The 12,143-nt window shown below is 67.5% G+C and carries 10 protein-coding genes; 6 read left to right on the top strand and 4 right to left on the bottom strand.

The window, feature by feature from the left end:
- Nucleotides 1-5 precede the first annotated feature (5 nt).
- The 4 genes from serS (at nt 6) to AC6JAM_RS07745 (ending at nt 4,228) form a co-directional block, all read left to right on the top strand.
- Complete coding sequence (serS, locus tag AC6JAM_RS07760) at nt 6-1,286, top strand: serine--tRNA ligase (RefSeq protein ID WP_026265933.1); 1,281 nt, start codon at nt 6-8, stop codon at nt 1,284-1,286.
- A 138-nt stretch (nt 1,287-1,424) separates the two neighbouring features.
- The gene (locus tag AC6JAM_RS07755) at nt 1,425-2,492 is read left to right on the top strand and encodes a hypothetical protein (protein ID WP_488315257.1); all 1,068 of its coding nucleotides are present in this window, start codon (nt 1,425-1,427) and stop codon (nt 2,490-2,492) included.
- Between the two features lie 195 nt (nt 2,493-2,687).
- Nucleotides 2,688-3,581 (top strand): HAD family hydrolase, encoded by an 894-nt coding sequence (locus tag AC6JAM_RS07750; protein ID WP_497934416.1) that lies wholly within the window; start codon nt 2,688-2,690, stop codon nt 3,579-3,581.
- 62 nt (nt 3,582-3,643) lie between these two features.
- Nucleotides 3,644-4,228, top strand: coding sequence for a histidine phosphatase family protein (locus tag AC6JAM_RS07745; protein ID WP_018770269.1), 585 nt, complete (start codon nt 3,644-3,646; stop codon nt 4,226-4,228).
- A gap of 47 nt (nt 4,229-4,275) precedes the next feature.
- On the opposite strand, the gene AC6JAM_RS07740 is transcribed toward AC6JAM_RS07745, so the two are convergent.
- Complete coding sequence (locus AC6JAM_RS07740) at nt 4,276-4,875, bottom strand: hypothetical protein (protein ID WP_056388417.1); 600 nt, start codon at nt 4,873-4,875, stop codon at nt 4,276-4,278.
- Nucleotides 4,876-5,097: 222 nt separating this feature from the next.
- On the opposite strand from AC6JAM_RS07740, the gene AC6JAM_RS07735 reads away from it, so the two are divergent.
- Nucleotides 5,098-7,539, top strand: coding sequence for a phosphoketolase family protein (locus AC6JAM_RS07735; protein ID WP_497934415.1), 2,442 nt, complete (start codon nt 5,098-5,100; stop codon nt 7,537-7,539).
- 7 nt (nt 7,540-7,546) lie between these two features.
- Here the strand turns inward: AC6JAM_RS07735 and AC6JAM_RS07730 are convergent, their stop codons facing one another.
- The 3 genes from AC6JAM_RS07730 to AC6JAM_RS07720 form a co-directional block, all read right to left on the bottom strand.
- The gene (locus AC6JAM_RS07730) at nt 7,547-8,299 is read right to left on the bottom strand and encodes a DUF429 domain-containing protein (protein WP_497934413.1); all 753 of its coding nucleotides are present in this window, start codon (nt 8,297-8,299) and stop codon (nt 7,547-7,549) included.
- Between the two features lie 4 nt (nt 8,300-8,303).
- Nucleotides 8,304-9,647, bottom strand: a complete 1,344-nt coding sequence (locus AC6JAM_RS07725) for a carboxylesterase family protein (protein ID WP_497934412.1) — start codon at nt 9,645-9,647, stop codon at nt 8,304-8,306.
- 177 nt (nt 9,648-9,824) lie between these two features.
- On the bottom strand, nt 9,825-10,313 hold the full coding sequence (locus AC6JAM_RS07720; protein ID WP_018770264.1) for an inorganic diphosphatase: 489 nt from the start codon (nt 10,311-10,313) through the stop codon (nt 9,825-9,827).
- Nucleotides 10,314-10,468: 155 nt separating this feature from the next.
- On the opposite strand from AC6JAM_RS07720, the gene dacB reads away from it, so the two are divergent.
- Nucleotides 10,469-12,007 carry a D-alanyl-D-alanine carboxypeptidase/D-alanyl-D-alanine endopeptidase gene (gene dacB / locus AC6JAM_RS07715; protein ID WP_497934411.1) on the top strand — a complete coding sequence of 513 codons (1,539 nt, stop codon included), beginning with the start codon at nt 10,469-10,471 and terminating at the stop codon, nt 12,005-12,007.
- Nucleotides 12,008-12,143: the final 136 nt, after the last annotated feature.

Raw genomic sequence — 12,143 nt, 5'->3', positions numbered from 1 at the left:
GTGTGGTGATCGACGTAAAAGACCTCAGCGAAAACCCGGAGAAATACCGTGCCAGCCAGCGTGCCCGTGGCGCGGACGAATCAGTGGTGGACGCGATCATCTCCGCGGATTCCGCCCGCCGCGCTGCCCTGATCCGCTTTGAAAACCTCCGCGCCGAGCAGAACGTGTTCGGCAAGAAGGTGGCGCAGGCCAAGGGTGAAGAGAAGCAGGCGTTGCTGGCAGAGGTCAAGGAGCTCGCCAACTCGGTTAAGGCTGCGTCTGCCGAGGCCGATGCCGCGCAGACCAAGCAGGAAGAACTCCTGCGCACCATCCCCAACCTTATTGAGGACGGCGTGCCCGAGGGCGGCGAGGACGACTACGTGGTGGTCAAGACCGTCGGCACCCCCCGTGAATTCCCGGACTTCGAGCCGCGCGACCACTTGGAGATTGGCGAGCTGATCGGTGCCATAGATATGGAACGCGGTGCCAAGGTCTCCGGTGCCCGGTTCTACTTCCTGCGCGGTGTGGGTGCCCGGCTGGAGATGGCCCTGCTGCAGATGGCCATGGACCAGGCCATCGAGGCAGGGTTCGTCCCGATGATCACCCCCACGCTGGTGCGTCCCGAGACCATGCAGGGGACCGGCTTCGATGTGAAGCACGACGCCGAGATCTACCGACTCGCCGAAGACGACCTTTACCTGGTGGGCACCTCCGAGGTTGCCCTGGCCGGGTACCACGCAGACGAGATCCTGGACTTCTCCAAGGGCCCCATCCGCTACGCCGGCCAGAGCTCCTGCTACCGCCGCGAGGCCGGCTCGCACGGCAAGGACACCCGCGGCATTATCCGCGTCCACCAGTTCAACAAGGTGGAGATGTTCATCTACACCACTGTTGAAGAGGCCGCCGCCGAGCACCAGCGCCTCCTGGCATGGGAAGAGGAAATGCTGGCCAAGTGCGAGCTGCCGTACCGCGTGATTGACACCGCTGCCGGTGACCTCGGCACCTCCGCCGCACGCAAGTACGACTGCGAAGCCTGGGTTCCCACGCAGGGCGCCTACCGCGAGCTGACCTCCACCTCCAACTGCACCACCTTCCAGGCGCGCCGCCTGAATATCCGTGAGCGCGTGGTGAACTCCGAGGGTGTCGCCAAGGGCACCCGGGCAGTGGCCACCCTGAACGGCACCCTGGCCACCACGCGCTGGATCGTGGCGCTGCTGGAGCACCACCAGAACCCGGACGGCTCCGTCAACGTGCCCAAGGCGCTGCAGAAGTACCTGGGCGGCCTCGAGGTCCTGCCGGTTCTCTAAGGGAGCTTTCATAAGCTTGTTCGCGGATCAGGACCTTCATGGTTCTGATCCGCGAACATGCTTAGGCCTGACGGTCGCTTGTCCACATACAGGCAGCGGACCGGTGACCGCGCTTCCATGGTCCAACATCCTGTTGGAATGGACATGCCACCCGGACTGATTGATACTGCCGCCATTCTCCGCACGGGCGCCGGCACCGACGGCGTGCACCGCGCCTTCAAAGCAGGGCAATTGGTGCGGATTCGGCGCGGCTTCTACGTCTCCACCGAGGACTGGCTCAACGCGCTGCCGTCCCGGCGCTTCGCATGGACGACGACGTCACTCGCCAGATCGGTCAAAGGTGCCGTTTTGTGCGGGCAAACGGCAGCGGTGGCGAGCGGTCTGCCGACGCTGGGAACGCCACCGTGCGTGGAGTTGGCGACTGCCTTGCCCGGCCGAAGCGGCATCAGGAAATCGCCGCTGTTGGTCCTGGGCGGGGACGGAACGGCCCAAGACGTGCGCCGCACGCGTTCCTATCCGCTTAGGTACCGGCTCAAGAGCGTGCTGGAACCTGTCCGCCATGGGGAGTTCCTCTGCACAGGACTCATGGAGACCACCGTGGATGTCATTTCCTCCACGAACCTGAGCCAGGCACTGGTACTCGCAGACGGGGCCGCCCGCAAACTCCTGGCCGACGGCCTTGTGGATCGTGGTGCCAGCCTTCTGTCCGTGCCGGGCATTGCCGCCGGCATAGCGGCTCTTCCGTCTGCGGCTGCCCGGCGCCGCGCGGAGCGGGTCGCTGCCCTGGCGAGCCCCGAGCCGGAGTCCGTTGGGGAGTCGTACAGCCGGGCCATCTTTGAGTTCCTTGGTTTCGAACAGCCCGAACTTCAACACGTCTTTAAGGACGGCAACGGCTTCATCGGCAGGAGCGATTTCTGGTGGCCTTCCCAGGGGGTGGTGGGTGAGTTCGACGGCAAGGGGAAGTACGTCCAGGCCGCCCTGCGTGACGGGATGACGGCTGACGAGGCCGTATATCGGGAGAAGCTCCGCGAGGACCGGATCCGGGCGCTGGGCCACGGCTTTGTTCGCTGGCGATGGGCTGACCTCACGGACCCCGGCCGGCTGCGGTGCAAGCTCCTGGCAGCCGGACTCCGCCCGCTCCTGGCAACCGGACTCCGCCCGGGCTGCGGCACGTCCTCGCCCGCGAATCAGAAGCTGGTTCGCTAATCAGAACCGTGAAGGCACGGATGTGCGAACGAGGTGAGGACTGTTGGTCCAGGGAAGACGGGGACTCGTCCGCCCCGGGGGATCTGCTGCGCGAGGGATCGCCGGGATGTGGGAATCCGCCGTGTTTACCAACAGTTCAATAAACCTGTGTCCTGCGTCCTAGCGCGTGTCAGTTACGTCTGGTTCACTATGTGGATGACAACGCTGACTGAAACCTCAGTCGCCGGCAACGATGACCGGCGAGACAACAATCCGAACAACAACACCAACACCAACACCCTCGGCTTCGCCGGTGTGGACCAGAAGTTCATGGTCGCCCTGGACGTGGACGGCACCCTGGTGAACCACGACGGCCACATGTCCCCTGATGTGCGGGAAGCCGCCCAGGCCGTGGTTGCAGCGGGGCACGAGGTGATGATCGCCACCGGACGCTCCCTGAACGCCACCCTTCCCATCATCGAGAAGATCGGAATCGAGCGCGGATACGCCGTCTGCTGCAACGGCGGCGTAACGCTCCGGCTCCACCCGGAACTCGAAAACGGCTACGAAGTGATCCACAAGGCCACGTTCGATCCCGCTCCGGCCCTGCGTGCGCTCCGGGAGCGCCTCCCGTCCGCCAAGTACGCACTCGAGGATGCCGACGGCAATTTCCTCTCCACCGAGCGGTTCCAGGACGCCAGCTTCGGGGTGGAGGCCGTGGGCGTGGACTTCCACACCATGCTGGAAGCCACCGCCGTCCGCGTGGTGCTCTTCAGCACCGAAAACACGCCGGAGGAGTTCAACGAGGCCATCAACCACGTGGGCCTGGCGGGAGTGACCTATTCGGTGGGATGGACTGCGTGGCTGGATATCGCTGCCGCAGGGGTGACCAAGGCCAGCGCCCTGGAAAACCTTCGGGTCCGCCTTGGTTTTGAAGAGCACCTCACCGTCGCCGTCGGTGACGGCCGGAACGACATCGAGATGCTCACCTGGGCCGGCCGGGGTGTAGCCATGGGCCAGGCTCCGGCGGAGGTGGTGGCCGCCGCTGATGAGGTCACCCATTCAGTGCACGACGACGGCGCCGCCCACGTGCTGCGCAGCCTCCTCTAGGCCGGGGTACTTCCGTCCGTCCCGATTCCGGACCGCGTCCTGGGTCAAGGCAGAATAGAAGCATGACCCTTACGACGTTCGCCCTCGTCCGCCATGGCCAGACCGACTGGAATGCCGAGCGCCGGTTGCAGGGAGCCACCGACATCCCCTTGAACGACGTCGGACGCGGCCAGGCGAGGGACGCCGTCGCCGTCCTTGCCCCGTACGAATGGGACGCAATCGTTTCGTCGCCCCTCAGCCGTGCCGCGGAAACCGCAGACCTGATTGCCGAAGGGCTCGGGCTGGCGGTTTCCCGACGCGTTCCGGAACTCACCGAGCGCAGTTTCGGCCCGGCCGAAGGGATGCAGGCCGGACCCGAGCTGGACGCGCTGCGCATTCCGGGCGGCTTCAAGGGCGCGGAAAGTGAAGACGAGGCCGCCGGCCGCGGCCTTGCCGCACTTGAGGCGCTGGCGGAGGAGTTCCGCGGCCAGCGGCTGCTGGTGGTCACCCACGGCACCCTGCTGCGCGTGAGCCTCAGCCGGGCCATTGGCCAGACCCTGGCGAGCGTGGACAACGCGGTGCTGAACCTGGCGCACCACCACGCGGTGGACGGCTGGAAACTGGAGTACTTCAACGGCGAGCCCGTGATGGCAGCCGCCGGCAACTAGGCCTGCCCTGAAGGTAACTAAAGAGAGCTGGCAGGACAGTCAGCTGGCTACCGGGCTTCGAGGATCAGTGCCAGCAACCTGGCAGCTGCGGGCCGGGCGCCGTGCTCCTCGTTCCACTGCGCCCGGGCCACCGCTTTACTGACGGCCTGGGTGGTGATGCCCAGTTCCTGCGCCACGGCTTTTTGCTGCCCCCGGACACCGGGGGTCAGCAGGTCCAGCACCCGCCATTCAGCATCGGAACGGTCACGCACGATATGGCCCAGCAGCCTGAGGATGGCCTCGGCGTCGTGGGCGACATCGGCCAGCGGTCCTTCCACCGCCACCGGGATCCGCTCCTTGCTGCTGCGGAGCCTGTCCACGGCCCGGCGCGCGTACACCAGACCGTGGCCGGAGGCGTCCTTGATCTGGTTGGGCAGCGGCTCATTTACCGGCCCCGCGCCGATCCCCACGTACCAGTGCCCGCTGCGAAGTGCGATCAGTGCGGCATCCACGGCCTGGTGCGGGCAGTCGACGATTCCCTGGACTTCGTCCTCCACCGACCGGTCGAAGTCCAGGCGCGCAGGGATGTGCCGCAGCGCCTTGAGCAGCTGCGGCACCTGGTCGCCGTCGCGCCGGCTGTCCGTCTGATTGATGGTCAACGTGAACATTTCTGGATCCACACTACCCGGAAGTAGGAACTACGGAACGGCCGATTGCAGGGCCCGGTTGCCGGTTGGGCAGGAGATTTTCCCGGCCCAGGCGAGCCCATGCCGGCTGGCGCGGGGTGGCAAGAGCGGAAAGCCCGTCGGCGGGGCTTGCCTGCCTGCCCCTCCATCTGTTGCCATGGGGGAACGGCCGCCTGCAGCGGCACACCCGACGTGAGGATGGTTATGGCCGGCAGCACTGGGCAGGATGAGATGCAGCAGGACGACGTGCAGCAGGGCGGCGCACGGCAGGAGGGGCCGGGGCAGGAAGACCTGGGCCTCGTCGACAAATGGTGGCGGGCCGCCAACTATCTTTCGGTGGGGCAGATCTACCTCCGGTCCAACCCCCTGCTGCGGGAACCGCTGCAGGCAGAGGACACCAAGTCCCGCCTGCTGGGGCACTGGGGCACCACCCCCGGACTCAACTTCGTCTACGCCCACCTGAACCGCGTGATCCGCCGCGACTCCCTGGAGATGCTCTTCGTCGCCGGTCCCGGCCATGGCGGTCCCGCCGTCGTCGCCAATGCCTGGATGGAGGGGACCTACTCCGAAATCTATGCCCACGTGGGCAATGACGAGGCAGGCCTGGCCGAACTCTTCCGGCAGTTCTCCTACCCCGGCGGAATCCCCAGCCACGCGGCCCCGGAAACCCCCGGCTCCATCAGCGAAGGCGGGGAGCTGGGGTACTCCCTGGCCCACGCGTACGGATCGGTGTTCGACAACCCGCAGCTGGTGACCGCCGTGGTGATTGGCGACGGCGAGGCGGAAACCGGTCCGCTGGCCGCCAGCTGGCACTCCCACAACTTCCTGGATCCCGCCGTGGATGGTGCCGTCCTGCCCATCCTGCACCTGAACGGCTACAAGATCGCCAACCCCACCATCCTGGCCCGGATGCCCCAGGACCAGCTGGACCAGCTGCTGCGCGGATACGGGCACCAACCGTACTTCGTCACGGTGGCGGACCCGGACGACACCGAAAAGGCGCACCGCGATTTCGCCGGCGTCCTGGACCGGTGCCTGGCGGATATCAAGGCCATCCAGGATGCCCACCGGCAGGACGCTTCCGGTGAAGAGGCGGGGGAGGGCGGACACCGCTGGCCCCTGATCGTGCTGCGCTCGCCCAAGGGCTGGACCGGACCCCGCATGGTTGACGGGCTGCAGGTGGAAGGCACCTGGCGGGCGCACCAGGTGCCGCTGTCCGAGGTCCGCACCAACGGCGAGCACCTGAAGCAGCTGGAGGAGTGGCTGCAGTCCTACCGGCCGGCGGAACTGTTCGACGGCGACGGCCGGCTCCGGCCCGACGTCGCCGAAGGTGCGCCCACGGGCGACTTCCGCATGAGTGCCACACCGCATGCCAACGGCGGATTGTTGAGGCGCGCGCTGAAGCTGCCCTCCTACCGCGACCACGCCGTGGAGGTTCCCAGCCCGGGCACCGAGCGGGTCAGCCCCATGGTTACGCTCGGATCCTGGATGCGGGACGTGATTGCGCAGAACATGGATAACTTCCGGCTGTTCGGCCCGGACGAGACGGCCTCCAACCGGCTGCAGAACGTCTATGAGGTCACCGACAAGGTGTGGCAGTACAGGATCGACGACGTCGACGAGCACCTTGCGCGCTCCGGCCGGGTCCTGGAGGTGCTGAGCGAGCACCTGTGCCAGGGCTGGCTGGAGGGGTACCTCCTCACCGGCCGGCACGGCGTCTTCAACTGTTACGAGGCCTTCGTCCACATTGTCGACTCCATGTTCAACCAGCACGCCAAATGGCTGAAGGTCTCCCGGAAGCTGCACTGGCGCCAGCCGGTGCCATCCCTGAACTACCTGCTGTCGTCGCACGTGTGGCAGCAGGACCACAACGGCTTCTCGCACCAGGACCCCGGCTTCATCGACCACGCCGTGAACAAGAAGGCCGAGGTCATCCGGGTCTACCTGCCGCCGGACACCAACACCCTGCTCTCCGTCATGGAGCACTGCCTGGCCTCCACGGACTACGTGAACATCGTGGTGAGTGGGAAGCAGCCCTCACCCGCCTGGCTCGGTCCGGCCGATGCCGCCAACCATTGCCGCCGCGGCCTGGGGATCTGGACGTTTGCCGGTTCCGAGGTGCCCGGCGAGGAGCCCGACGTCGTCCTGGCCTGCGCCGGTGACGTCCCCACCGTGGAGACCGTGGCGGCCGCCGAACTGCTCCGGAAGGGCGCGCCCGGACTCAAGGTGCGGGTGGTGAACGTGGTGGACCTGATGCGGCTGCAGGACGACAGCGAGCACCCGCACGGCCTCCCCGGCCATGACTTCGACGGGATTTTCACCGCCGACAAGCCGGTCATCTTCGCGTACCACGGCTACCCGGCGCTGATCCACCGGCTGGCCTACCGGCGGACCAACCAGCAGGGCCTCCACGTGCACGGCTATAAAGAAGAGGGGACCACCACCACACCGTTCGACATGGCCATGCTCAACGGAATCGACCGGTTCACGCTGGCTATCGACGCGATCGACCGGGTACCCGGCCTGGCTGAGAAGCACTCGCTCCTGCGCCAGGACCTGCAGGACCGCCGCAACCGGGCGCGCGAGCACACCCGCACCCACGGCGAGGACCCGGAGGAGATCCGGAACTGGAAGCTGGGCGGCTGACCCCCACCTAGTTGCGGAGTTCGTCCAGCGTGCAGGAGGGCAGGTGGATCCAGCCTTCGCTGCGCGCTGCCTGCGCATGGGAACCGTCCGGCAAGAGCGTACGACGACGGGCGGCGGCCCGGGCGGTCAGGGAAGCGATGACGGCGTCGAAGAGATCGTCCGAACCGGCCAGCGTGCCCCGGTGCCCGCCCATGTCCAGCCATGGCGCCTGCTCTTCGAGGGCCGCCAGCAGGAGGCCGAGACGTTCGGCTTCCGGGACGCCCCGGCCCTTGTAGCCGCGCCCGTTCAGGCCCCAGATCTTCAGGGATGCTGCCGGGTAGACCTCGGCCAGGCGTCCTGAGCCGTCACGCGCCTGTGGGCCGTGCAGGGCGGCGATCTTTGCCTGGATCACGGCGCAGCGCATGGCAGGATGGGCCAGCCGGTCGGCGGAGACGCTGAGCGGGATCAGCCCGGTTTCGCGCGTGACGAAGCGGTCGGTGTCCCGGTAGGCGAGCAGCCTCCGGCCGGCAATTCCGTCGTACTCGAGGACGGGATCGGCGTCGAAGTTCAGGTGCCCGGTAAGGAACGGGATCAGCGCGTCGGGCCAGCCCACCGGACAGTCGACGCCGGTCATGTCGCAGGAGCCGAACAGCTCCACGATGTCCTGGTCGTCCACGTCCAGGGCCAGGTGGGTGAGCCGGGCCGTATCTGGCTCCCACTCGATCACCGCGACGGCGGTCTTCCTGGTGGCCGCCGCCAGGTCCACGCCCAGCGTTTTCACGCTCTCAGGCTGCCTGATACTGCAGGACTCCGGTGATGCCGCCGGACTTCCCAAGGTCGGCGCCGCGGGCGAAACCGGCCCACAGGGCCCGCATCTTCCGGCCAGCCGCCTCCACGTCCTCCCAGCGGGCGCCGGCGATCAGTCCCACCCCGTCCCATGTTTCCCTGGTGCCGAGCAGCAGGGGCAGGTCCACGGTGTGGGCCGCGCCAAAGATATTGCCGGGGGCATGCCAGGTCAGGAGGTACCGGTGGGCGTTTCCGCCCGCTTTGGCGTGGCGCCGGGCGAACCGGCGCGTTGCCCGGCCGTACACGGTTTCGGTGACCACCCAGTCGATGGCACGCACGGCGTGCTGACCCACCAAGGGGATCCCGGCCAGCCGCATCAGTCGAGGGCTGCGGGGAAGGAACAGGCGCGCCTCCTCCGAGGTATGGCCGATCAGCACCTCGATGGCGGGCGCCGTCCGGTCCCACGCCGCTTCGATCCCGGCTTCCTCCGGGAGTGGATCGTGCCCGTACTGTGTGCCAAAGGGCATGGCAGCCAGCATGCCGAACTTTTTGGCCACCTGGGCGACCTGTTCCTCGACCGCCACCACGTCCATGGCCGGTGTCTGTTCGGTGACCGATTCGGCGGCGATGCCCATGGCGTGGTTCATTTTGGCCCGCCCGCGGGTGATGCCCAGCGGTGCACTTTGGATGATGGCGCGCTGGAAGAGTGTGGGCGCCTCGGGTGTGGCCATCAGGTGGGCGATCGCGTCACCACCGGCGGACTGGCCGAATGCGGTGACCCGGCGGGGGTCGCCGCCAAAGGCCTGGATATTCCGCTGCACCCACCGGAATGCCTCCAATTGGTCCAGGAGCCCCAGGTTGCCGGGACGTCCCGCGGGTGTGGCCAGGAACCCGAACAGCCCCAGCCGGTACGTCACGGAGACCACGATGACGCGGTTCTCGGCCACCAGCCGGGTGGGGTCGAAGATGGCCAGGTCCCCGGAGCCGGTGGTGTAGGAGCCGCCATGGATCCAGACCATGACGGGCAGTTTTTCGTCCGGCCTGACGTCGCCGGGCATGGTGATGGAAAGGTTCTGGCAGTCCTCGCTCCCCGGAAGCTCCCCGTATCTGGTGCCCAGGACGTCGTCGAGGAACGGCACGGGAGCCTGGGGGCAGGCAGGGGAGAGGGATGTGGCGGACAGCTCGGCGGTCCAGTCCGGGACCTGCACGGGCGGCTGGAACCGTGCGGCCGCGGCGTACGGGATCCCTGTGGCGCGGATAACCTCGCCGTCCCGCCAGCCGGCGACAGGGCCGCAGGGCGGATGGAACAAGAGCTGGGAAGTCAGTGCTGGCTCAGAACTCACAGCCCCACGATTCCACAGATTTACCTTTGTGGGGACAACGACAAATCCCCGCCTTCCGGACCTATCCCCCTTGCATGAAGCGGGGACTTGTCCGGCAGACGGGGATTCAGGGCCTGGCCGCCCTAAGGCGGTGGCCGGTGGAACCAGTGCGCCGGTGGAACCAGTGCGACGGTGGAACTAGTGCGACGCAGGCACGTAACGCTTGATGGAGGCTTCCAGCTCGGCTTCGGCCGCGGCGCGGTCGCCCCAGCCCTCGGCCTTGACCCACTTGCCGGGCTCCAGGTCCTTGTAGCGGGTGAAGAAGTGCTCGATCTCCTTGATCAGGAATTCGTTGACGTCGCTGACTTCCTGGATGTGGTCAAAGCGGGCATCCACGGGGACGCAGAGGATCTTGGCGTCCCCGCCGCCGTCGTCCGTCATGTTGAAGACACCGATGGGGCGGGACTCGACGATGACGCCGGGGTGCAGGTCGAAGTCCTGCAGGAGCACCAGCGCGTCCAGCGGGTCGCCGTCCTCGCCGAGGGTGTTTTCGAAGTACCCGTAGTGCGTGGGGTACTGCATTGAGGTGAAGAGGACGCGGTCCAGGCGGACACGGCCGGTCTCGTGGTCAACTTCGTACTTGACGCGCGATCCCTTGGGGATCTCGATGGTCACGTCGTGCTTCATGGAATGCTCCTCGGCAATTGCAGGGGGTGCGCGGCACACTTGACGGGCCCACAAAAAAGAGTGTCGGTGCCGCCGACTACTATTGAGGATATAGCGAGAGGCCCTGGAATCAGGAACTTGTGGGGAAATTTCAGGACTTGAGGACCAGCACCAGCATGACCAAAACAACCGGCCAGGAACCGTTGCGCGCGCATCGGTCCGGGCGCCCCGGCAGCCCTGGCCGGCCCCCCGCGGTAGGGCCGCGCAAGCCCTGGCCGCTGGCCCTGGCGGCCTTGATCCTGCTTGTCCTCGCCCTCCCGGGAGCCCTGCTGGTGGCCCCCGGATTCCTGGGCCCAGGGGTCTCTGGCGCCGGGGTCTTTGGTGCGGAAGCCCCCGAATCCGCCCCGGCGCCCCCCGTCTGGCAGCAGGCCCCCGCCACCCTGTCCGCCCCGCAGGCGCTCGCCCCGCTTCAGCAGTCCGCCCCAGTGCCCCTTCCGTCAGCGGTGGCAGCCCAGGTGGACCCGGCATTGAAGGCCGACGGCGGCGGTACCTTCACCGGCATGGTGCAGGACGCGCTCACGGGCCAGGTCCTCTTTGACCGGGGCGGCGCGGAAAGCCGGGTGCCGGCGTCGAACCTTAAACTGCTGACGGCGGTGGCCGCACTGCGCACCCTGGGGCCGGAGCACCGGTTCAGCACGAAGGTGGTGGAGGGCCCTGCTCCCGGCCAGGTGGTCCTGGTGGGCGGCGGCGACGTCCTCCTGGGCGCAGGGGAGTCGCGGCCAGGCCAGGCGATGGGCCATGCCGGCCTGGCCACGCTTGCAGCCCTCACCGTGCAGGCCCTGCAGGCCGCCGGTACTGCCGGTGACATCCAGGTGCTGGTGGATGACTCCCTCTTCACCGGCGCGGCGTTGAATCCGGCCTGGCAGAGCGGCGACGTGGAAGCGGGCGAAATAGCGCCGCTGTACCCCCTGGCCCTCAACTCTGCACGCTTCGACCCCGCCGTCACCACCGGCCCCCGGCCCCAGGATTCCTCCATAACCGCCGCGGAGGAGTTCGCGGCCCGGCTCCGTGCGGCAGGTGCCGGGGCCGGCCTCACCGTGGCGGCCGGCGTCGAACGCTCACCCGGCGCGTCCCAAGCCGCCGCCCCAGCCCTGGCGGCCGTGCAATCGGCCACCGTGGCTGAGCAGGTGAACCTGATGCTGCAGGTATCTGACAATTACCTTGCCGAAACCATGGGCCGGATGGCCGCGTTGGCCACCGGCCGGCCCGGAAGCAATGACGGTGCAACGGCCGTGGTCGCGGCCGAACTCGCGGCAGCGGGCATCCCCTCTGACGCCGTGAAGCTGGTGGATGTGTGCGGGCTGGCCATGGGCAACCAGGTTGCGGCCCGCCAGTTCACAGACGTGGTGCGGGCCATCAGCACCGGCGCCGACACCAGGCTGCGGGCCGCCCTGGACGGCTTTCCGGTTGGTGGCCTGTCAGGAACCCTGGACACCCGCTACGGGGATGCCACCACGTCCGGCGGTGCCGGCCTGGTTCGCGCCAAGACCGGGACACTGAACACCGTTCTGGCGCTGAGCGGATATGTGGTGGACTCCGACGGGCGGCTCCTGGTCTTCTCCTTCATCGGCAACGGCCTGACCCCGGGCGCGGCCGGCAACAAGGAAGCCCTGGACCGGGCCGCCACGGCGCTGGCGGGCTGCGGCTGCCGCTAGCACGGCTGCCATTGGTACTCCATGAGGGGGATTCTTCCTGCACTTCCAACGTGCGGGCCTGGACTGGGACGGCGCTTTTGGCCTCCTGTGCCGGGGCTGTGCAAGTTCGCCGGTCAGCGAACTTAAGGACGATCCC

The organism is Arthrobacter sp. GmRoot5-12, assembly GCF_059739365.1.
Note: the sequence above shows the minus strand (reverse complement) of the source record. Positions and strands in the feature narration are given on the sequence as shown.